The organism is Budvicia aquatica DSM 5075 = ATCC 35567 (assembly GCF_000427805.1).
GTDB lineage: Bacteria > Pseudomonadota > Gammaproteobacteria > Enterobacterales > Enterobacteriaceae > Budvicia > Budvicia aquatica.
On the sequence record NZ_ATYS01000011.1, the window covers coordinates 134,735 to 157,572 of the forward strand.

At 46.6% G+C, this 22,838-nt stretch carries 15 protein-coding genes; 5 read left to right on the plus strand and 10 right to left on the minus strand.

Annotated elements, in window-relative coordinates:
• Positions 1-11: 11 nt before the first annotated feature.
• The 4 genes from YWE_RS0107340 (at position 12) to kdgK (ending at position 4,466) form a co-directional block, all read left to right on the plus strand.
• Complete coding sequence (locus tag YWE_RS0107340) at positions 12-782, plus strand: hypothetical protein (protein WP_127526381.1); 771 nt, start codon at positions 12-14, stop codon at positions 780-782.
• 133 nt (positions 783-915) lie between these two features.
• A complete protein-coding gene (gene gorA / locus YWE_RS0107345; protein ID WP_029093945.1) occupies positions 916-2,268 on the plus strand; it encodes a glutathione-disulfide reductase in 1,353 nt (450 codons plus the stop codon).
• 242 nt (positions 2,269-2,510) lie between these two features.
• Positions 2,511-3,404 carry an inner membrane protein YhjD gene (gene yhjD / locus YWE_RS26865; RefSeq protein WP_282705577.1) on the plus strand — a complete coding sequence of 298 codons (894 nt, stop codon included), beginning with the start codon at positions 2,511-2,513 and terminating at the stop codon, positions 3,402-3,404.
• Positions 3,405-3,533: 129 nt separating this feature from the next.
• On the plus strand, positions 3,534-4,466 hold the full coding sequence (kdgK, locus tag YWE_RS0107355) for a 2-dehydro-3-deoxygluconokinase (RefSeq protein ID WP_029093946.1): 933 nt from the start codon (positions 3,534-3,536) through the stop codon (positions 4,464-4,466).
• Between the two features lie 111 nt (positions 4,467-4,577).
• On the opposite strand, the gene YWE_RS26870 is transcribed toward kdgK, so the two are convergent.
• From YWE_RS26870 to bcsR, 9 genes are all read right to left on the minus strand, one after another.
• Positions 4,578-6,029: a M16 family metallopeptidase gene (locus tag YWE_RS26870; protein ID WP_051323242.1), complete on the minus strand. Its 1,452-nt coding sequence runs from the start codon at positions 6,027-6,029 to the stop codon at positions 4,578-4,580.
• A 255-nt stretch (positions 6,030-6,284) separates the two neighbouring features.
• Positions 6,285-7,568, minus strand: coding sequence for a dicarboxylate/amino acid:cation symporter (locus tag YWE_RS0107365; protein WP_029093947.1), 1,284 nt, complete (start codon positions 7,566-7,568; stop codon positions 6,285-6,287).
• 236 nt (positions 7,569-7,804) lie between these two features.
• Complete coding sequence (gene hmsP / locus YWE_RS0107370) at positions 7,805-9,802, minus strand: biofilm formation regulator HmsP (protein ID WP_029093948.1); 1,998 nt, start codon at positions 9,800-9,802, stop codon at positions 7,805-7,807.
• A 152-nt stretch (positions 9,803-9,954) separates the two neighbouring features.
• On the minus strand, positions 9,955-13,485 hold the full coding sequence (bcsC, locus tag YWE_RS0107375) for a cellulose synthase complex outer membrane protein BcsC (protein ID WP_051323243.1): 3,531 nt from the start codon (positions 13,483-13,485) through the stop codon (positions 9,955-9,957).
• The gene (gene bcsZ, locus YWE_RS0107380; protein ID WP_084167023.1) at positions 13,467-14,579 is read right to left on the minus strand and encodes a cellulose synthase complex periplasmic endoglucanase BcsZ; all 1,113 of its coding nucleotides are present in this window, start codon (positions 14,577-14,579) and stop codon (positions 13,467-13,469) included. The genes bcsC and bcsZ overlap by 19 nt, the downstream gene beginning before the upstream one ends.
• On the minus strand, positions 14,572-16,914 hold the full coding sequence (gene bcsB / locus YWE_RS0107385; protein ID WP_071605842.1) for a cellulose biosynthesis cyclic di-GMP-binding regulatory protein BcsB: 2,343 nt from the start codon (positions 16,912-16,914) through the stop codon (positions 14,572-14,574). The genes bcsZ and bcsB overlap by 8 nt, the downstream gene beginning before the upstream one ends.
• Position 16,915: 1 nt before the next feature.
• Entirely contained in the window at positions 16,916-19,534 is a 2,619-nt protein-coding gene (gene bcsA, locus YWE_RS0107390; protein WP_071605843.1) for a UDP-forming cellulose synthase catalytic subunit, read from the minus strand.
• Complete coding sequence (bcsQ, locus tag YWE_RS0107395; RefSeq protein WP_029093953.1) at positions 19,534-20,277, minus strand: cellulose biosynthesis protein BcsQ; 744 nt, start codon at positions 20,275-20,277, stop codon at positions 19,534-19,536. The genes bcsA and bcsQ overlap by 1 nt, the downstream gene beginning before the upstream one ends.
• Positions 20,274-20,513 carry a cellulose biosynthesis protein BcsR gene (gene bcsR / locus YWE_RS0107400; protein ID WP_071605844.1) on the minus strand — a complete coding sequence of 80 codons (240 nt, stop codon included), beginning with the start codon at positions 20,511-20,513 and terminating at the stop codon, positions 20,274-20,276. Before bcsR ends, bcsQ begins: the two co-directional genes overlap by 4 nt.
• 384 nt (positions 20,514-20,897) lie before the next feature.
• Here bcsR and bcsG point away from each other — a divergent pair, with 384 nt between their 5' ends.
• Positions 20,898-22,565 (plus strand): cellulose biosynthesis protein BcsG, encoded by a 1,668-nt coding sequence (gene bcsG / locus YWE_RS0107410; RefSeq protein WP_029093955.1) that lies wholly within the window; start codon positions 20,898-20,900, stop codon positions 22,563-22,565.
• 84 nt (positions 22,566-22,649) lie between these two features.
• On the opposite strand, the gene YWE_RS31180 is transcribed toward bcsG, so the two are convergent.
• A partial coding sequence (locus tag YWE_RS31180; RefSeq protein WP_029093956.1) for a hypothetical protein occupies positions 22,650-22,838 on the minus strand: 189 nt, incomplete at its 5' end.

Genomic DNA, 22,838 nt, shown 5'->3' on the forward strand with positions numbered 1-22,838 from the left:
TGAGAGTTTCTATGAAAAAGAACATGGTTATTGGCGTAAGCCTTTCTGCCGTAGCGGTCGTGATTTTCGGTGGCTGGTTAATCTGGCAGTACCTATTTCCGACGCCTATTGCCCAATGGGTGTTTTACGGTGAAAAACCATCTGAAGTTCGTGGATACTCTTATCCTCCGGCAAAGGACAGTGCGACAGGCCGCGTTGAAAATAGGCCTGAAACGCCTGAGGGCGACGGTGCACTGTTAACCCAATGGGTCGATGCTAAACAGTGTTCACTGACCGTTAAATCCGGCAAAGAAAAAATCATCATAACCCGCTTCAATGAAAGTAATCAGCCAAGCGTTCAGGTTCGCTATGTGGATGCCCATAATTCAGCCAGTGAACTTAACGTACAGATTAATCAGGGCGTGAGTTTTTGGACTTATCCCGATGAAAAAAATCCGGCCGAATATATCGGTTGGAAGTTTGATAATCTTTCAGGAAAACCCATTCCGATTCGCTATCGTGGTAAAGAGTTATTGGAAGGTACCACCTATAAGCGTTTAGCCAATGGCAAGTGGTCCTATAAAAGATTCCATCACGGTGAATTGGTTGAAACTAAAGAATTGGAACAGCTACCGGTGATCTCTTCAGAACACCAAGAGCATGAACAGGAGCTGACCCGTAAAGCTAATCAGTGGCTCAGCCATAAGTTACAAAGGCTATCGGAGAGCTTATCCGTTCCCATTCCCGATCAATGGCTGAGCATCGACAGCGATCCTTGCCAGTCGGTGAATGCTGAAATATAAGGCTAGAATTGATATCTATGCCTGTAATACTTCAAAGTAATAAACAGTACGATAACCGGTTCTTTCATTCTGCAGCGCGTTATGAGAACCTTTTATTATCCCCTCTTAGCTATAGAGAGAAGTAGAAAACACCATGACTAGACATTATGACTATCTTGCTATCGGCGGCGGCAGTGGCGGTATTGCCTCTATAAATCGCGCTGCATCTTACGGAAAAAAATGCGCCATTATCGAGGCTAAATACCTTGGCGGAACTTGCGTAAACGTAGGTTGTGTCCCTAAAAAAATCATGTGGCATGCGGCACAAATAGCCGAGGCGATCCATCTTTATGGCCCGGATTACGGTTTCGATACTACCGTCAATAGCTTTGACTGGAAGAAACTCATTGCCAGCCGTAGCGCTTATATCGATCGAATTCATCAGTCTTACGATCGCGTATTGGGCAATAACAAAGTCGACGTTATCACGGGTTTTGCCCGTTTTGTTGATGCCCATACGGTTGAAGTTAACGGCGAAAAAATTACCGCTGACCATATTCTGATTGCCACTGGAGGTCGCCCAGCAATCCCATCGATTCCGGGTGCAGAACACGGCATTAATTCCGATGGTTTCTTTGAACTAGATGCCATGCCTAAGCGCGTTGCTGTTGTCGGTGCGGGCTATATTGCAGTAGAGATCGCCGGCGTATTAAACGGACTGGGTGCAGAAACTCACCTGTTTGTGCGTAAACATGCTCCGTTACGTACTTTTGATCCAATGATTGTTGAAGCATTGGTTGAAGTTATGGCGGCTGAAGGCCCGATGCTACATACCGATTCTATACCTAAATCGATTACTAAAAATGCAGACGGCAGCCTGACTCTGGCTCTGGAAAACGGAACCGAGCAGGTAGTTGATTGTCTGATCTGGGCTATTGGTCGTGAACCGGCTACTGACAACATTAATCTGGAAGCGGCGGGAATTAAAACCAACGAACGTGGCTATATCCCGGTTGATAAGTTCCAGAATACTAACGTTGCCGGCGTATATGCCGTTGGCGATAATACGGGTGCAGTAGAACTGACGCCGGTTGCGGTTGCAGCAGGCCGTCGTTTATCTGAGCGCCTGTTTAACAACAAGCCTGACGAACATCTGGACTTCACCAATATTCCGACCGTAGTCTTCAGTCACCCGCCTATCGGCACCATCGGTTTAACCGAGACTCAGGCCCGTGAACAATATGGTGACGATCAGGTTAAAGTCTATAAATCATCATTTACAGCAATGTATACCGCTGTAACCTCCCATCGCCAGCCGTGCCGGATGAAACTGGTTTGTGCAGGTAAAGAGGAGAAGATCGTTGGTATCCACGGCATCGGCTTTGGTATGGATGAGATTCTACAAGGTTTTGCCGTTGCCGTTAAAATGGGTGCGACCAAGAAAGACTTTGATAACACCGTTGCTATCCACCCGACGGCGGCAGAAGAGTTTGTTACTATGCGTTAAATCTACGCGCTAAACCTGCGCAATAAAATGTGCAGCATAAGTCACCGAAGGCCGGAAACAAAAAGTTTCCGGCCTTTTTCTTTTTAAGCGGTTACCCTGTTGTACACCGCCGCCCTCACGTTTGGTGATAAGGCGGCAACTCTGCTAATATAAATAGGATAACTATTGGTTATTCCTAGTATTTTTATTCAATCAATTATCGGCTGATATGTATGCCGGAATCAGGCAGAAAGAATTTTTCGATGAAAAGTGTCATTGCTACCACCGCCAAAATCATAGATAGAATCAAGGCCTACCCAAGCGTTGCTCACCTAATTCGGGCGACGGAACGCTTTAACGATCGCATGGGCAGCCAGTTTGGTGCGGCCATTACCTATTTTTCATTTCTGTCACTGATTCCAATTTTGATGGTGTCATTTGCCGCCGCCGGTTTTGTGCTGGCTTCAAATCCCGAGCTATTAGCCGAGCTGATTAATAAAATTGTCACCAGCGTATCCGATCCAAGCCTGGCCAATACGCTGGAGAATACGGTTAATACTGCGATAAGACAGCGTACTACGGTCGGAATCAGTGGATTACTGGTAGCACTCTATTCTGGTATTAGCTGGATGGGGAACCTGCGTGAAGCCGTCAGGGCACAAACAAGAGACGTCTGGGAACGTAATCCCGAAGATAAAGAAAAGGTCTACTTCCGCTATACCAAGGACTTTATCTCCCTTACCGGATTAGTCACCGCCCTGATACTGACCATAACCCTCACCTCGATTGCCGGCTCAGCCCAACAAAGCATCGTTAATATACTCGGTTTGGGTGATATCGCCTGGTTACGACCGGCGTTAACAATCATCGCTATGAGTATTTCCATTGCAGCAAACTACCTGATGTTTTTATGGATTTTCTGGATGTTACCCAAACAGCGGCCAAATACCCAAGCGTTGCTCAAAGGTACGCTGCTAGCCGCCATCGGCTTCGAGGTGATTAAATTTATTATGACCATCACCCTTCCTCAGTTAGCCAGATCGCCATCAGGAGCAGCCTTCGGTTCAATTATTGGCCTGTTGGCATTTTTCTACTTTTTCGCCCGCCTGACGCTATTCTGCGCAGCATGGATTGCCACGGCTAAAGAGAATAAGTAACGCTCTCTGGTACTGACGTCTGGTAACATAAATTAAAACTGAAACATTGTTTTATTTACCTTGACTATCAATCCCGAAGTTATAAAACTAACGCCAGCCAATTCATAAAATCAAGACTGGGATGCCTCAATGACGACCAAGAAAATTGCCATCATCGGCGAATGTATGATTGAACTCTCTGAAAAGGGAAGTGACTTAAACCGCGGGTTTGGCGGTGATACGCTAAATACCTCCGTTTATATTGCCCGTCAGGTACCGGCTGATGCGTTAGCCGTCCATTATGTCACTGCATTAGGAACCGACAGCTTTAGCCACGAAATGTTGGCAACCTGGCAAAAAGAGCATGTAAAAACCGATCTGGTTCAGCAAATGGACGATAAGTTACCCGGTCTTTATTACATTGAAACAGATGATACCGGCGAGCGTAAATTCTACTACTGGCGTAATGATGCCGCAGCCCGTTACTGGTTATCCAGTGATAAATCAGAGGCTATCTGCCAGCAGCTTGCCCACTTTGATTTTATCTATTTGAGCGGGATCAGCATCGCTATTCTGAATGCCGATAGCCGCAACAAGCTGGTCGCTCTGCTAAAAGAGTGTCGCAGCAACGGCGGCAAGGTTATTTTCGATAATAACTACCGCCCGCGCCTATGGCAGAACCGCGAAGAAAGCCAGCAGGCTTACCATGATATTTTATCCTGTACCGATATCGCATTCCTGACGTTAGACGATGAAGACCTGTTATGGGGTGTAGAGCCGCCTGAAAGCGTAATTACCCGGACTCAGGCTTTAGGCGTATCAGAAATTATTATTAAACGCGGCGCTGATTCGTGTATTGTCGCGACGCATAGCAGTGTGGATGACGTTCCGGCGCTCAAATTGCCGAAAGAAAAAGTGATTGATACTACCGCCGCCGGAGATTCATTCAGTGCAGGCTACCTGTCTGTTCGCCTTCTGGGTGGCAGCGTAACTGATGCTGCTAAGCGCGGGCACCTGACCGCCAGCACGGTAATCCAATACCGCGGGGCTATCATTCCTCGGGAAGCAATGCCTAAGGTATAAGCTTGCGAGTAGCATTGCAGTAAGCCAATAAATAGATAAAAAAATCCCCCGCCGCGATGATGCGCCCGGGGGATTTTTTATCGATAGTCGATATATGGCACCCGTTGGTGATTAATGTGTTTTTACGCTCTCTTCTGCTTTAGGTGTCATAATAGCGTCAAACAGTTCCGATAATGCCGTCACGTTCTCCTCAGGCTCGCCAGCGGGCTGAGTCAGTACTAACGTCGGTTTAATCGTGAGCAACTGATGAATTTTAGTGTTCACGATGGTCAAATCTAAATTATCTAAAAATTTCTGCCGTATTTGCTGATATTGCTCTGGATCTACGGTCACCGAACCGGCTTTTTGGGCTAATAGATACTTAGCCATAATCTCAGTAGTATCGGTTTTCGCGTAGGTTGAAATGGACTGGGCTAGCTCATCTTTATTAGCGCTAACTAATGCCGCCAGCTCTTCACTGGTAACGCCATCAGCATTTAGCTTAACCAGCTCAGTGGCAATGAATTTCAAACTTGGCTTAAGCGCCGGCAAAGGCGCATCAAGCGTCATATGGCATTCATTGCGCTGAAACTGCATCTGGCAGGTCAAATCTAAAATAGTCCCCTTTAGAACGCTACGGCTTAGCTTTTGGCTAAGGCGATTCTTAATCAGTTGATTGGCAATATTGCCAACCCACTGCCGCTCTAACGAGGCTGAATTAATAACCGGGTGCCATGGATCATCCCAAATTAACGTCAGACGATCTTTTGATACTACCGGCGATAAGAAATTAACCGGTTTAGCCGGTAATGCGGTCAATACGGCGATAGTTGCAGGACTGGTACGCTTACCGGTCATTCCACCAAAGGCTTTATTAATCTGATCGGCTAATGCCCTGCGGTCTACGTTACCGACAACGTATAGCGTCATAGCATCCGGCGTATACCATTTCTGATAAAAAGCCTTTAGCTGTTCGACATCTGCATCAGCAGCAATTGGCTGACCGGGCTCATGGCCCATCAGCGGAGAATTTTTAATGCGATAACGCCACCATGCGTCATTAATCCCAGCCGGAAGCGTCACCAACGGTGAAGCGGGCGTATTACGGCTGGCTTCAATGCGTTGTTCATCCAGTTGCGGATTAGCAACTGCATCCGATAGCCAGCTAAAAGCTTCTTTTAATAGCTCGGGTTTATTATTCGGCAGGCTAAGATTGTAGCGAGTGTAATCGTAAGAGACTTCAACCAACGATTTAGGATCGGTATCCGGTGTAATTTGCGCAAGCAGTGCCTGCACTTGCTCTGGTGCGAAGTTAACAGTCTGTACAACTGCTGACTGAGGGAGCAAATAAGAGAAACCAACCTGAGGAATACTTTCTTGCAGAGACCCGGCATTAATATCTAAGCGGATTTCTATTTTATCACTGGGGCGATGTGGTGTAGTCAGGACTTGCCATTTAAAACCATTCTCCAACTTCCCCTCTTGCCACGCAGGATCTGGTCGTAATGGTTCAGCCTGCACGCAGGTCCCCGCCATGATGAACAACATACCGCCAATGGCGGAAAGTAAATACTTACCCTGCATATAAATCCTCATTCACTACGTGTATCAGCCCAGCATAATAATCATAGCGCTGATAGCGGATGTCTACGTTCCTTCGTTTTTATGTCATATAAAGTAAAAACGGAGACTATCTGAGTATGGTGCAATGTTACTACCATTTGCACGATAAAACTGATGGCTGACTTGCAAATAAGGACATTATGCAGAGAATCCCGGCAGCGGCAAGCTACCGGGAAGCAAAGAGGTGACAGGTGATTAGAAATTAAACAAATTTAGTTATAAAGGAGCAATTGCTTCTTTTTTCTTACCTTGGTTGTTTAATTCGTAGTGCAATGTCTCTTCATCTATCTGACGACACCACTTGGCAACAACAACGGTTGCAACACCGTTACCAATCAGATTGGTCAGCGCACGGGCCTCTGACATGAAGCGGTCAATACCCAGAATCAGCGCTAATCCTGCCAGTGGCAAATGACCCACCGCAGAGATAGTTGCCGCCAGAACGATAAAGCCACTGCCTGTTACACCGGCAGCACCTTTCGATGACAATAGCAGCACCACTAATAAAGTGATCTGATTAAGTATCGACATTTCAGTGTTCGTTGCCTGAGCAATAAAGATTGCGGCCATCGTCAGATAAATTGATGTTCCATCCAGATTGAAAGAGTAGCCGGTCGGAATAACCAGGCCTACCACTGATTTCTTACAACCTAAACGCTCCATCTTATCTAACATACGTGGCAGTACTGACTCCGAAGAAGAGGTACCCAGTACAATCAACAGTTCTTCTTTGATATAGCGAATAAATTTGAAGATGTTGAAACCAAAACCTTTAGCAATACCGCCGATCACGAAGACGACGAAGATAACGCAGGTCAGGTAGAAACACAGGATTAACTGGCCTAACTGAACCAAAGAGCCTACGCCGTACTTACCAATGGTAAAGGCCATGGCCCCGAAGGCACCGATAGGTGCTAAGCGCATGATCATATTGATAATGCCGAAAATGACTCGGGAGAAGCTGTCGATCACGTTGAAAACCAACTGACCCTTCTCGCCTAAGCGATGTAAAGCAAAACCAAACAGAACGGCAAACAGCAGAACCTGAAGGATATTACCGCTGGCAAATGCACCTACTGCGCTGCCAGGAATAACATCAAGCAAGAATGCCACAATTCCCTGAGACTTAGCGGCTTCAGCATAAGCAGTAACCGCGGTTACATCTAACTGGCTGGCATCAATGTTCATGCCTGCGCCCGGCTTAACCACGTTAACCACGATTAAACCAATCAACAGTGCCAAAGTACTCACAATTTCAAAATAGAGTAATGCAATACCGCCGGTACGACCCACGGCCTTCATACTCTCCATCCCAGCGATACCCGTTACAACAGTACAGAAGATAATCGGGGCAATAATCATTTTAATCAATTTGATGAAACCATCACCTAACGGCTTCATTGATGCACCGATTTCAGGGTAAAAATGCCCTAACAGGATCCCGACCGTTATTGCAAATAGCACCTGAACGTAAAGCGATTTGAAAAAAGTAAATTTCATAGTGTGTCCTTAACTCATTTAGCAACACGGTATAGAGCGCTGGAAAATAACATTCAATTAACACCGTGGATATTAATTTGTGAAGGAAAGTATAGATAAACAACAGAAATATGAACTGGATCGCATCACAGAGGGGCGTCGGGCTGAATTTATAACCGGATGTGTTTATTCAAGAAATTAGAATTATATGACTAATAGTTAACATATGTATTCAGCATGTAAAAACCAGGGTGTCTCTAAAGCGTAGTTATATATCGTTGTTTAAATACATCGTAGGGCAGCGCCTGAGAGAACAAATAGCCTTGAGCAAAATTAATTCCCTGAGAGACCAGCCAGTCGGCCTGCTCTTGAGTCTCGACGCCTTCAGCCACAACCTTAAGGTCCAGCGTTTGGGCAATAGACTTGACGATCAGCACCAAGTCACCGTCTCTCGGAACGCTATCAATAAAGCTTTTATCTATTTTCAGCAGGTTAACCGGCAGGCGTTTCAGATAGTTAAGATTGCAGTATCCGGTGCCAAAATCATCCAGAGCAATAGAGATACCCAGGTTTTGTATTTGAGTTAACAGCGGCAAAACCGCAGCCAAATCGTAAATATAGGCCGTTTCAGTTAGCTCGATCGTTAACTTCTCCGGACTAAAGCTATAGCGTTCAAGCAGCAACTCCAGACGGTTAATCGCATTAGGCTGCAAAAGCTGTAGTGCAGAAATATTAACGGATAATGTAAGCGGGATCCCCTGCAGACTCCATTCAGTTAAAATCTGACACGCCTCTTCAACCACCCAATGGCCTAGTTGCAGAATCAATCCAGCCTCTTCAGCTAGGGGAATAAAATCCTGAGGGAAACGAATATCATTTTCAGCGTAGTGCCAGCGAATCAGCGCCTCTGCGCCATAAACCTTGCCGCTGACCATATTTATCTGAGGCTGTAGATAAAGGCGGAACTGATTTTCTTTGATTCCGCGAACAATCTCACTTTCCAGCCGAAGCCGCGACTGGATTGCATTGGTCATGTCCGGTTCAAAGAATAAAATCTGATTCTTGCCCCGGCGCTGAGCCAATAACATAGCGGACTGAGCGTTACCGATCAGTCGGTCAACGGTTTCACCATCATTGGGATACTGCGCAATACCCATACTGGCAATCGGTGAAAGATGAAACTCATTAATATTAACCGGCAATACTATTTGTTCCATCAATCGCTGGGCCAGTTGCATAACCTGAAGCGGAGTCTCATTGGATCTATTTAAAACTATCAGTTCTTCCCCCTGCATGCGGGCTAATACACAGTTCTCACTGAGCAGTGACTTGATGCGCCCTGCCACATCAACTAAAAACCGATCGCCCTGTTCTTGACCAACCACTCTGGACACTTCCTTTAGGGAATCAAGATTAATAAACAATAGGCTAAATACCGCTTTCGATTGCGTACTATTATTGAGCTGCTGCCGAAGAAGTTCCTGAAAAAGAGAGTAATTAGGCAAGTCCGTCAACGGGTCTCTGGTACTCATCCGGCTTAGCTGGCTATGAGCCTTCACCAAAGCCTGTTGGTTGCGGTTGTAATTACGGACCAACATACCCAGCTCATCATCCTGATGGCGAATAGGTAAAGTCAGCTGGTGGTACTGAATATTCTCGGAAGACTGCAGCCGTAAGTCATTAGCTATATTGCGCAATGGATAAACCAGTAAACGATTCAGGAACCAGCTAATAGAGATTGATAGCATCAGAGCCAGTAATAAATAGGTGGCCAGAACCGTTGATAGCTTATGCAGCGTGTATTGATATAGCTTGTATGAATCAGCTTCAAGAATCAGATATCCCATCGGCAACGGATCTATTGCATAGTGCTCCGGCGAATACAGTGGAATTGATGTGGTAATAGGCAGCGACAGAAGTTGTGAAAAATAGTCCGGAACGTTGCCGAATTGAATTCCCCGGCTGTGTATAGAGATGAGTTCTGAATGAATCACTACGCTGGCTTTACTCAACATGCCAATTTCAATCAGGCTATCCAGCGTTTTTTGAATATCTTTATAGTTTTGATCCCACAGGGCTCGTTCCAGAGGTTGGGTCACTGAATACGCTATATTATCCAGCTGAATGGCATAATCATTTTTTCTTTGTTGAATGAAATCAAACATTTGCACTATAATAAAAATGCAAATAGTCGCTAAAGCAACAATCGTCACCAATGACATCTGCTTAATAGTTAGCGAACGCTTTACCAACAATATATTCTCTCCCGATTGGCGATCTGATCGGACTCTATAATTAACCGAACCTACAGAAACCCTACTTTATACCGGAATATCTCTGTATCTCAGTAAAAAATCGAGTCACCGCCGAATATCTTCCTTTGCCTCACGGAACAATACACATTTTATCATTTAAAGTCAGCATAAGGCGTCAGTGGCTGAGGTGGTAAATCCATATCGCCCAACCAAGGTTCCAGTGAATAGCGAACATAGAGTAGGGCATGGCTCGGGGTGTAATCTTTAGCCTGCTGAATATCAATACCTGCACCAATACTCCAGTGAGAATCGATTCGACGCTCCAGCAGCGCTCTTACAGTATAGCCGGTGCCGGTGCCGCTATCGCCACTGTCCTGGGTTGTACGGTCTGGTAAATAAAGATCGTCGGGAATCAGGCCTTGTAACGGATAACGCTTACTCTTATCCGTTGAAGAGTAGGATGTTGACACCGAACCACCCAGTTCCCACGACCAGTTTTCAGTGCGCTCGCGATAGACGACAGGTACAGAGAAAGATAAATATTGTTGAGGACTGTAATACCCGCCCTGACCTAAAGTGTAACCACTCAGATCTTTCTGATAATGCCACCACATGGTATTCAAACCGACCCTGACCTGACGATTATTATCATTAATCACCTTATAGTAATAGCCGGCCATGGCCTGAAGGCGATCGTTATCTTCGACATTTTTACCGGTTAGTTGGTGGTAGCCCATATTCGCCCAAACGCCGCTGGGGCCACCCCGGTCGTAACTCAGTGCCAGTTCTGCCCCGGTTTTACGTACACCGCCCCATGTAACACCCGTTCGCGGATCAACCGTTCCACCAAATGACAGCAAAGAGCTGGAGATTGGGCGGCGTGAAGCCGTAAGCGTCCAACCAAGCTGATTAAAATCATTGCTGTAGCTGACCCCGCCAACCCAATCAACGACCTCAAAGCCCATCGGTGTGGTGCCAACATCTACCTTCCAGGTATCATCCTGCCAGCCAGTCGCAATACTGACCCCGTTAGTTTTTTGGCTCACACCGCTATAACAAGAGACTTCAGCACAGGTACCAAATTTTTCTTGATAGCCGCCGTCAGCCCCTTTTTTAAAGCTACCGGCATCCATAATCACTGAATCGCCGCGAAAAAATGCAGTGCCCTGCTTTAGCGGGAAAGCAACGTGCAGCATGGTGGTATGGGCCTTTAGGTCTGAAATTCCTTCGGTACCGCTGGAGCCCCAGTAATCATGCTCAAGGGTAACCGTTGTCGACTGTTGCTTATATAACGACTCTGCATCCGAGCGCAGGCCTCGTTTTAGCCAGTCATCGGTTTCATCATTGCGCATATAGCGGGTAAAAGTTTCATCATCAACATCGGCTGACGGAGTAATATGATAAGCCGACATCGCCTGCTTATAATCACTCAGCGCCTCTTGAGGCCGATTGGCTTTAATGTTTTGACGGGCCGCAGATCGTAAAAACATCGCGTTAGTCATAGAAGGTTCAGGCGTTGGCTGTAAGGCAGCCGCTTTTAGCTGTGAAAAAATTTGATCTGCGCGCTGATCATCCCCGACCAGCGACCATGCGTTAGCCAGCCTGCGGCCCGTGCCTAAATCATCCGGCTGAGGCTGAAACTTGAGCACCCCCAGAGCATCTCTGGCTGAATCAATATCTCCGTCAGCAATGCGGGCTTCGATACGACCTAGTTGCGCATCCTGATTGTCAGGCTCACGAGCCAGTACCTTGTCGTATTGCTCCTGAGCCACAAGATTATCTTCACGTTCCAGCGCCCACTCTGCCAGCATCAGATCTATACGGGTATTCACCGGTTGCTGACTCAGGTAAGTCATCGCTGCAGTCTCATCACCGCCATCGCGAATTTGCCGGGCATGGTCCAATATCTGCTGAACTTTCAGGCGGGCAGACAGCTCACGTAAATTATTGTTCCATTTACCGGCATCTAAAGCTTCCATGCGGGCAATCGCCTGAGCATCGTGATTGCTGTTAGATAAATATAAGGAATAGGCATAAATCCAGTCCGCATCGTTCTGATGACGACTTATTGAATCATTAAATAGCCGGTCGGCCTGGGCTATTTTGCCCTGAGCACCCATCACTTTTGCCAGCTTATAGGTCAGCCAGATATCATCCGGAGAGAGTACTTTAGCCTGTTGAAGTTTATCTTCAGCCTGCGCCGGCTTTCCTGCCGTAATCAATGCATCAGCCTGAGCGTTGAGGCTATTTGCCTGTAACTCATTTAATGTATTGCGCATGTTGTTTTTCAGAAAAGTTGGCAGACTTTGAAGATAGGCCATCGCTTTTTCTGGCGATTGTTTCTCATAGAGGGAAACTAAGGATCTGACCGCACTCTGACTATCCGGTTCGCGCCTTAACGCACGCTGATAAAAGCCTTCTGCTGCCGCTGCATTATTACGCGCCATGGCAACATCGCCTAAACCAATCAATCCCTGAGCATCAGTGCTGTTCATACTGGCAGCCTGACGATAAAGCTTTTCTGCCGTATCCAACTGCTTGTTTTTTAATGCGTCATCTGCCTGATTAATCATCAACCAGTAGCGGTTACTTTCAATCAGGCTATTGAGTTTACTGGTGTAATCACCGCTAGAATCGTTAGCTTTGGCTTTTTCAAACTGGGCAATTGCCTGCTGTCGATTGCCATCACGGGCATAAGCCTGCCCCAGCGCCGTCAGCACCTCGGCATCATTAGGGGATGCACTTAGTGCCTGCTTAAGCGATCCTATTGCATTATGACCATTACCTTTATCGACTAACTCCAGCCCTCGGGCTCTGGCGCGGTAGGCAGGATCCTGTAATAGCGTTTGTTGTTGAACCAGCTGTTGTCTGGCTTCAACGGCCTGCGGCTGTTGATCGAAAAGCGTAATAAAGTGTTGTAACTGAGCGATAGATTGCGCTGAGGCTGGCATGTCTTTCAACTTGCTATACCAAAGCTCAGCGGCACCGCTAATACCACTTGGGCTGTTGGCCATTTGCTCAAGCTGCTGATAAGCCTCTTGGTCTTTACCCTCATCAAACAACATTTTAGCCACGGTTAAACCCAGCTCATCTGAATTTTTATAACGTTTTTGTAGTCCCTGTAATTTTTGTAGTGCGACTTCCCGCTGTTCAGGTATTCGGGCGACTAATTGCCAATATTCTACAGCCAGATCCAACGTAGGCGCTTTACCATTAAATAACTCATCATAAGCAGCTTTAGCCGGAAGCAGCTGTCCTCCGGTAGACAGTAATCGAGCTTGCTGTAGCTGATTTTTACCTTCAGGTTGAGCGAGTGCAACATCCAATTTAGCCATCAGATAAGTCTCTGAATCAGGCTGTCGCTTTCCTAACTGATCAAGCTGACTGACGGCAGCATTGAGATCGCCCTGACGCAGAGAATAACGGATGCGGGCTGCCATGGTTTCAGGATTATTAGGGCTGATTTTTTCTAACTTGTAGAGTGATTCTTTAACTAAGTCGTCCCGGTGAGTGGCTTCACCAATGCGAATTTGTTCCTGCAACCAAGCGGCAGGTGAAACACTCTCTGTGGCTAACGCAGACAGAGGAGACAGCGCAAAAGGCAATAGCGCCAGTGGCAATGCAGGAAGAAAATGGTGACAGAATTTAGTATAACCCGATGAGATTATTTTATATTTTGACATGAGCCTTTCTCCCAAGACGCCTGCAACTCTCCCTGCTGATTAAATCGGTAATATTGACGATCCCATCCCAGACCGAAAAGTGTCAGAACGCTGTTATAGTAAGCGTCGGCACCGGGCAAATTATTAAGCACACGCTCACGTTGAGTACTCAAAGCAGGGTCGGTCAAAAACGGTAACAGTGCAGCAGAAAAGCCCACCGGCCCTGTGCCGTTAGCCTGACCCGTCAGGCTATCAACGCTTTCCGGAGGAAAGCCCGCCCGCTCAGTCAGTTTTGCCATTGGCTGATAATGGGCAATTAACGCCGTACGTTCCGGCAATTCGCTAGCCATCATACCAATCCACAAATAAACACGAATTGCATCATAGTCGCCGTTGGTGCCGTCTTTCTCATCAGGTTGCCAACCTTTATCTTTACGCCACATCACCCAGTCGGGTGCAATTCCTAGCGGTGCGGCTTCCAATAATAATCTCTGATTAGACTTCCCAACTTCAGCCCATACGCTCTGTACCTGACTTAGTCGAGAAAGTAGCTGAGGCGGCTGATAGCTCGGATTCAATCGCCAGCTATCCGCGTTAGCAAATCCGACCTTCCCCGGCAGTAACATATGCCCTAAGCCGGGAATATCCGCGACTTCTTCACGGGCAATACGTTGCAATAACAGCGTACCCTTTAATTGATAACCTCTGGAGTGCCAGATTCGGCCGGCTTCCAGCAGGCTATAGGCGATCCACAGATCGGCGTCCGAGGCCGAATTAGTGTCCAGAATACCCCAGCTCCCGTCGGCTCTTTTTCCCCACAGCCAGCCGGGTAAACGAGCCGAAAGATCGCCAGCCGACAGGTTATTTTCAGTCCACTCTAGCAGTTGATTAAACTGGTCTCGATCGTTAGCCACCAGCGCAAAAAACAGGCCGTAGCTCTGGCCTTCAGAGGTAGTAATATTCTTGCCATCGGACGGATCAATAACCCGCCCTTCCCGGCTAATGTACTGTTGCTTAAAGCTCTGCCACTCCGGCCAGTCACAGGTCTGTGCCGATACCTGACTCAAAGTAAACAAACAGCAAAATAGCCCGATAATGAATTTCATATTACTCATGTCCGCTGCTGTTCAAACGGCGACGACTCACCCTACGCAGGCCTCGCCACAGTAACAATGCAACTAAGATCACGCTAAATACGGCAACCACTGCCAACATCACCGGGTGAGAAGAGAGCTTGTACCACATCTTATCCCACCAAGGCAGATAGCCGACATAGTAGGTCTCTCCGACCCGAATACTGTTAACGCCGGACTCACGCACAATAGAAACCGAGCCGGCAATAGCATCACGTTTCCCGCTATCACGCCATGCTTGATCTAATAATTGATATCCCCGATCGCCACTGGCCATTAGCGCAATAACGCTTCTTTGTGGATTAAACGGAGACTGGAATCCGGTAATCGCAGCCAGCGTTCCGTCAGACGTTACCGATGCGCTTACCGCCGGATTCGATTCCTTGCGCTCAGAGTCAAAATCGATGGTTCTTAATTCAAGGTTATTCTCTACCGGCTGATTTAAACGGCTTCTGGCTTGGTCGATAAAGACTTGGGCATTACTATCAGGCTTCAGTTCGGCAGGTATACCGCCCAGCAGTAATATGTCTTTGTCTGAACCTTTGACTGAATCAAACTTATCGGTAATTTGAACCCCAAGAGAAGGATAGCCGATGCTCGCCCCCGTTTGACCAAGCACATTAAACAACAGGGTTAACTGGCCAGCAGAAGGATGCTCAGGCATCACAACCAATGTTTCAGAGAGATCGGCCATTCGGCTAAACGGAAATCCCGACTGGGCAAAGGTTTTTAATGCCGGCATGGCCAGATAATGGCGATAGCCGGAAAAATCAATGGTCGAGTCCTCATCGATTACCGCCTGATGTTTTACCGGAATCATAGTGCGGCAAACGCCTGTCGTACTGGCACCAATATTCGATACAAAATCGAAGTCAAAGCGCATTTTGTTATTTCCGCCAAGCTGAAAGGCAGGAATAGTCACTTGGTCATCGCTGCTGAGCAGCCCTTGAATCAATGGAATATGCAAAATTTGCGAATTATTCGAAGTATCAGGTTTCAGCGGGAAAGACTGTAAGAAACGGTCATTCAGACTGATATTCAAGCGAGACTCATCGACAAAAGGCGGCGGTGTATAACGATATTTCAGATTTAGGGTAATACCCTGGCTACGGAGTAAAAACAGGTCCGGTGGCAATTTCATCTCTAAATCGATCGGAGGCACACGCCCGCCTGAAACGCTGAGCTGATTAGGGTAACTGGTCAACTCGGCTAAGCGAACCATTCTGTCAGTACGAACCCAGTTAGGGGCATCATAAGGCTGACGCGCAATCAACGTTTTGACCTCATCAATACTGACGCTCTGACCGCGGAACAGCGGCTCTCCCTGCGCAATACCTTTAACCGCCATCTGCAGATCTTTATCATCCCGCCCTAATACCAGAAGTAATTTGATATAAGGATTTTCCGGATGCGCAATCATCTCAATCACCGGCCCGTCAACTTTTGGATAATCTTTCAAGAAGTCAGGACGCTGGTCGTTGGTGGCAAACACAATGCCATTCTTATCCGGCAATTGGTTATATAACACCGGAAAATCTTGTCCGCGCCACTGGGCCTGAACCCCAAACCACGAGGCCAGAATACCTGCCGCCTGCTGCACTTCCACATTCGGGCGAGCGCTGAATACCATCGGCAGCGTTAACGGCCGGGAATCCCGGCGATCGAAAAAGGGCTCAGGAAAACGGGAAAGATCGTTATTAACTTCCAGCCCTTGGTAGCTGAGAGCAATAGAACTATTTTTACTGATATCTATCCAGATACTGCTGCTAGCAGGGTCTTCACAAATATCTTTATAGTGACCGACCAGTTCGAAGCGAAGACGATTAAAATCACTGATAAAACGGGCATCCAACGGCAGGATAAGAGTTCCATGCTGGCCCGGAGCGTCCTGATTAACCGCCGCCAGCCCCATCAGCTCATCATTCATATACACTTTAATATGAGAGACCAGAGGTAACAGAGCAGGAGAAACCGTGTAATCAAGATTCAGTACTGCCTGAGTCACCACTTCATCACTGCGAACGTTAAACGTCATTTGCGCGGTGTTTTGTATACCGCTCAGCACCAGACTGCCTTCCGGCGCCAGCGTTTGAAACGATAGAGCATCGTGACGTACCGGAGCAGTTAATCCCTCAGGTTCCACCGCTAATTCAGCCTGTGGAGATGTCACTGCAACAATGGCTGATTCAGGATGTTCTGCCACCGCCTGATTGGCAGTTTGTGCATAAACTGAACCGGCTAATCCCAGCATAATAATGCCTAACCAGTGGCCTTTCTTTTGACCTAAATGAGTCACTGCAGATTTCACTATTTTCATATTATGCCACTTCTTTTTTGGGCTGATTAACACGATGAGGCAGGAATGAAATTAACCAGGCAATCACTGACGCCATCCGGCCTAATATTGAATATATAAACGGAGGTGAATACTCCACCATTCGCTGATAACCACGAAAACCTAGTTTTAAAACGTCTGCCAGACTTTGCATCGGCTTGTCTTGTGGTACGCCTTCCTGCCATAACGCCCATGTGTCCGCACGGGCAAAGGTACACTGCATAAAATCAATGTTTTCTTGCGTGGTCTTAAGCTGTAACTTAACGCCAACCATAGCGCCGAAAACCCGCATCACTACACAGCGGAAGGCAAACTCCCGGTCACCGCGTTTTAGGATTAAAACCAGTTCATCGCCCTGATTAACTAAGTCTGGTTTACCCATTTCAATTCCGACACCGCCGTCAGAATAATCGCGTAGCGTGCAGGGAAATAAGTGTCCGTCCTGACGTGAAATCGCGGCAGGCATTGAAATTTGTATGCGCGGAGAATGCCTGATTTGCTTAGCTTCAATCGATACGGCTACCGCACCACCGAGGATAATTAAGTTATAAGCTACCCATACCATACTGACCAATACGGTGGGAATTTCATTGATCGGACCGCTATAAAGCTTCCAGATACCGGCGACAATACCAATCAGGTTAAGCGACACCAGTACGAAATAAGGCCGGGAAATCACCCAGTCCAGATGACTCTCTTCAACCAACCCGCCTTTAGCCGTTACGTTAAAAGTCCCCTTCAGTGGGTCAAACAGTGCCACTGTCGTTGGTCGGGCAATATACCAAGCCAGTACTGTTTCATAGATTTCACTCCAGAAAGAGTGGCGGAACTTACCCTGTATACGTGAATTGGTCAGGCTGGCGTGAATCATATGCGGTAAGACATACAGCGCGATGGCCAACGCCGGAGCAAAAATAATATAGGCATGAAAGAACAAGAAAGCTAACGGTGCAGTCAAGAAGATCAGCCGGGGAATGCCGGATAAAAAGTGCAACATCGCGTTGGCGTAGCATAAGCGCTGAGCCAGCCTAAGGCCTTTGCCAAACAGCGGATTGTCCAACCTGAAAATTTGCACCATTCCTCTGGCCCAGCGAATACGCTGGCTGATATGGGCCGATAACGTTTCAGTTGCCAGACCCGCTGCCAGAGGAATGCGAATATATGCGGAAGTGTAGCCCTGACGATGTAAACGCAAAGAGGTATGAGCATCTTCGGTCACGGTTTCAACGGCAATACCGTTAATTTCATCCAGAGCAGAACGCCGCATAATGGCGCAAGAGCCACAGAAAAATGTGGCATTCCACATATCATTACCGTCCTGAACCAGCCCATAGAACAGTGAGCCTTCATTCGGCGTATGGCGGAAAGAACCCAGGTTGCGTTCAAACGGGTCAGGTGAAAAGAAATGGTGCGGAGTTTGTAGCATGGCTAATTTTTTATCTTTAAAAAACCAGCCCATGGTTAATTGTAGGAAAGAGCGCGTAGGAACGTGGTCACAGTCAAAAATAGCAACAAACTCGCTCGTCGCCTGCTCCAACGCATAGTTGATATTACCCGCCTTGGCGTGTTCGTGAGTCGGTCTGGCGATATAGCGAATACCGACTTCTTTAGCAAAGGCTTTGAATTCTGGGCGATTACCGTCATCCAGCAAATATATCGTTCGTTTATCCTGCGGCCAGTCGATACCCAAAGCGGCATAAATGGTCGGTTTTACTACATTCAGCCCTTCATTATAAGTGGGCACCATAATGTCAACGCTTGGCCAGTCAGTCAGATTTTCAGGCAATGGCGCAGGCTTACGATGTAGTGGCCATATTGACTGAAAATAGCCTAATACCAAAACAACCCAAGCATAGGTTTCGGCAGCCAGTAGTAGTAGGCCACAGACTAAGCTCAAGGGGTCATCCCAGTTCAGCGTAGAGGTATAACGCCACCAGATATAGCGACAGGAGATGGTTAATGATAAAACGATCATAATCAGAGAGGGAAAGCGCCCCGGAATTCTGCGCGTCACCATGGCAATGCCCCACAGCAGCAGGACAAAAATAAATTGAGCAAATAGATCAAACGGCTGTGAAATACAGATAATGGCTAATACTGCCGCCAGTACGCTACAGACGATAAAAGTAATTTTACGCACTCCGGGATTCAAACTTTTTATTCGATCTTCAGAACGGGATTCCACCTCATTTTCCTGAATACGCTTAGGCAGATGATTCAGCCAACGCGTTATGGCCTGATTCCTGTGACTACACCACGCTTTGAATTCAGTGAACTTCCGACGAATAAATAAAAACGAAGGCTGTTTTTCCTGTCTGATAATCACCAGCCACAGGCTCTGAATGGCATAACGCAATCCATCGGCAAATCGTGGACGGGAGGAGGATAGCTGTGGAAACCACTCAAGCTGTTTCTCCCTGACTTTTTGCCACGAGGGAGATTCAAAGCAAAACAGGGTCCATAGCAGTACATAACCGGCACAGTATAAAAATGACACCACTGGCGATACGTTTTGCTGACGATAGTCAGTATAACGCTTAGACACTTTGCTAAGCGGAGCGGCCGGGATGATGGCATTAAAGCCACTATGGAGCAGCCCCATCAATCTTCATTCCCATATTCAAATGACAGGCACCATTGGGCCAGCCGGTTAAATTCCTCAGCAATCAGGCTTTCAGGCTGATACTGACCAACCGGTTTCTTAACCGCCAATGATTCAGACATCGCCTCATCGGCGTGAATCACCATCGGGATTAACCCGACCAAGCGCTGCTGCCAGACGTGATGAATATCCTGCTGAATCAAACTGGTAGGCGAAAAACGATTTAACAAAAAATAGCTATCGTTGGGTAATATTCGCTGTTGCAGCAGCACGTCACAGGCAACGTCCGGATTGAGGATGCAAAGATGAATATCGGCTAATAATTGGCCTAAATTTATTAGCGGACAACGTGTTGAAGGAAGATCGATCAATATCCATTGATACCGATCAGAAAATAAACCTGATAATTGTTCAGGATATTTAACGCCCCGATCTTTAATCTGACTTAATAGTTCAGAAACACATATTTCAATTGTTTCTTCATCTAATAAACCGAAAGGCAGGTAGTCTAAATTATCAGCATAGTTAATGACGCCATTGTGTTGCTTATCTTGACTATTATTTATCATCCAGCCATATTTATTGTCATAAGGCATATCAAAATAAAGGCGTAATAAATTTTCGCGGCTAAAATCTATCACCAGAACAGATTGCCCTGCCTGTGCAAGTGACCACGCTAATGAAGCTGTCACTGATGTTGAACCACATCCACCACGGATCCCTTGAATCGCCATCGTTGTCATTTAATGACCTGCCTTTGATTCAATTCTGATAATAGCGGCCAGCGCGAAAATGCCTGACTTAACGCGCTCTGGCGAGAGAGATCGATATATCGTAGCGTAGGGAGATTATACGCCAATGCAACGGCGCTAATATCGTCCTGAAACTCACTCAGAGCTGACTGCGGCTTAAAAGTGTTTTCTGTAGTCTCGCGTCCCTGCGCTATCTCCGAATGAAAGCTTTTAACTTCATCGTTCATGTTATGGCTCGATAACTCAGGCTATGTCACTAATTTTAGCTGATAAAGAAAAACTTGCGATGGTGCTGACGCGTAAAAAAAACACGAGGGCAGGATGCCGTTTTTATTAAATACTGCAATAATTAGTAAAGCGACAACAAATAAAATTCATTTCTAACGGAAATGGTTTAAAATCATATCAGAATCCGATATAAACGACGAAACTAATTTTTTATTTTTAAATATAAATAATAAAAATAACAGGATGTTAATATAAACCATCATACTGTTAGTAGACTGCCGTCCATAATATTCATATGGCTTATCAAACAGTATTTATCACCAACGCTAATCCTATTACGACAACCGTAAAAGCGGTCACTGTGGATAACTAAAGCCGATATCATGAATAAAGAGAATATATCCTCTAAAACAGAATCATCAGACAAGAAATTGTGGACAAACTGGCGCGGGCTGCGTGGCTGGAACTACTATTTTTTAATCAAATTTGCTCTGCTTTGGGGGGGATACTTAAATTTCCATCCGCTGGAGAATCTGGTTTTTATTGCCTTCCTGCTATTCCCGCTGCCGGAAGGCTTGCTGAGAAAAACCTGGGACTGGATAGCATTCCCGGTGGGTATCATACTGTTTTATTATGATACTTGGCTTCCGGGTATCGACAGTATTATCAGTATGAACAGCCAGGCTACCGCATTGAGCTTTAGCTATATGCTGGAGCTTGCCCAACGTTTCATCAACTGGCAGTGGATTGGCGCAGGATTTGCACTGCTGGTCGGTTATCTGTTTATTTCACAATGGGTGAGGATTACGCCATTTATTGTTGGCGCCATGATATGGCTGAACCTTATTATCTTAAGCGGCCCGGCAATTTCACTGCTACCGACTGCCAGTACCGGCAATAGTACCTCAACAACAGCAACGTCCGGAACGCCAGCTACAACGACAAATAGTGCTGCTCTTAGTACCCAGGAGCCGCCAACCGATCACAACCTATCAGCGTATTACGATGGATTTATACAACAACAAAAAGAGCTGTATACCCAGTTTCCAGCGGCCTTGCCCGCCGATGCCCAACCGTTCGATTTATTAGTTATCAATATCTGCTCACTATCATGGTCTGATATTGAAGCTTCTGGCTTAGCCGATCATCCATTATGGAAAAGAATGGATATCATGTTTGATAACTTTAACTCAGCAACCTCTTACAGTGGCCCCGCGGCTATTCGATTAGCGCGTGCCAGTTGCGGGCAAACATCCCACTCAGATTTATATCAACAGGCTGACAAACGTTGTTATCTGTTTGAAAACTTAGCCCAGTTAGGATTTAAAAATGAATTAGTGATGGATCACTCAGGTCAGTTTGGTGATTACCTGAAAGAGCTGCGTGACTATGCCGGCATTCAGGCTGTACCGTTGCCGCCTGACAGTAGCGACCACAATTTAGTGGCCTTTGACGGCGAGCCCTTATACCAAGATCTTACTATGTTAAAACAGTGGCTTAGTACACGTGAAAAAGGAAGCGACCTGCGTAGTGCTATGTTTTACAACACCATTGAGCTTCATGATGGCAATCGAAACAGTACGACCAACGCTCAGGTTGCCTATAAACAGCGGTTGCAGGCTCTGCTGGATGATTTAGACCAGTTTATGACTGAGCTGGAGAAGTCGGGCCGTAAAGTGATGGTAATGATTGTGCCAGAACATGGTGCAGCGCTGGTCGGAGATAAAATGCAAATATCTGGCCTGCGTGATATTCCGAGCCCAAGCATCACTCATGTACCCGCAGCGATAAAACTGGTTGGTGCAAAATCAGCGGCTCCTCAGACTATCCGCATAGCTCAGCCAAGCAGTTATTTAGCGTTATCGGAACTAGTCAGCCGCTCACTTGATGGTAAGTTATTTACTCAAGACAGCATTGACTGGCAGAAGTTAACCGCTGATTTACCACAAACGCCGGTGATATCTGAAACATCAGGCTCGGTTGTGATGGCATATCAGGGACAAACGTATATTCGGTTAAATAATTCCAGTTGGGTGCCTTACCCTAGATAACATATCGGTTTAGGGTAGTTAAAATGTGGAATCCCCGGTGATTGACTTAATCGGGGATTTTTAATTTGATAGCTAATAAGTCATTTAATTTGCTCTCAGCGTAAGTTTCGTCCGCAAGAGCAGAATTGGAATATTGGCATTTTCTGGCGGCCGAGGAGCTATGCTTGTGAACAGGCTAAACTTCAGGCGTAAAAAAACCTGCTCGAAAGCAGGTTTCTTAAAATTGGTCGGCGAGAGAGGATGACTCATCACTGCGTGATTCGCCCTGCGGGC

Bases quoted from the DNA above. Each gene is read 5' to 3' on its own strand.
- YWE_RS0107340 (WP_127526381.1), top strand. From the start codon at position 12: ATGAAAAAGAACATGGTTATTGGCGTAAGCCTTTCTGCCGTAGCGGTC.
- gorA (WP_029093945.1), top strand. From the start codon at position 916: ATGACTAGACATTATGACTATCTTGCTATCGGCGGCGGCAGTGGCGGT.
- yhjD (WP_282705577.1), top strand. From the start codon at position 2,511: ATGAAAAGTGTCATTGCTACCACCGCCAAAATCATAGATAGAATCAAG.
- kdgK (WP_029093946.1), top strand. From the start codon at position 3,534: ATGACGACCAAGAAAATTGCCATCATCGGCGAATGTATGATTGAACTC.
- YWE_RS26870 (WP_051323242.1), bottom strand. From the start codon at position 6,029: ATGCAGGGTAAGTATTTACTTTCCGCCATTGGCGGTATGTTGTTCATC.
- YWE_RS0107365 (WP_029093947.1), bottom strand. From the start codon at position 7,568: ATGAAATTTACTTTTTTCAAATCGCTTTACGTTCAGGTGCTATTTGCA.
- bcsC (WP_051323243.1), bottom strand. From the start codon at position 13,485: ATGTCAAAATATAAAATAATCTCATCGGGTTATACTAAATTCTGTCAC.
- bcsZ (WP_084167023.1), bottom strand. From the start codon at position 14,579: ATGAGTAATATGAAATTCATTATCGGGCTATTTTGCTGTTTGTTTACT.
- bcsB (WP_071605842.1), bottom strand. From the start codon at position 16,914: ATGAAAATAGTGAAATCTGCAGTGACTCATTTAGGTCAAAAGAAAGGC.
- bcsA (WP_071605843.1), bottom strand. From the start codon at position 19,534: ATGGGGCTGCTCCATAGTGGCTTTAATGCCATCATCCCGGCCGCTCCG.
- bcsQ (WP_029093953.1), bottom strand. From the start codon at position 20,277: ATGACAACGATGGCGATTCAAGGGATCCGTGGTGGATGTGGTTCAACA.
- bcsR (WP_071605844.1), bottom strand. From the start codon at position 20,513: ATGAACGATGAAGTTAAAAGCTTTCATTCGGAGATAGCGCAGGGACGC.
- bcsG (WP_029093955.1), top strand. From the start codon at position 20,898: ATGAATAAAGAGAATATATCCTCTAAAACAGAATCATCAGACAAGAAA.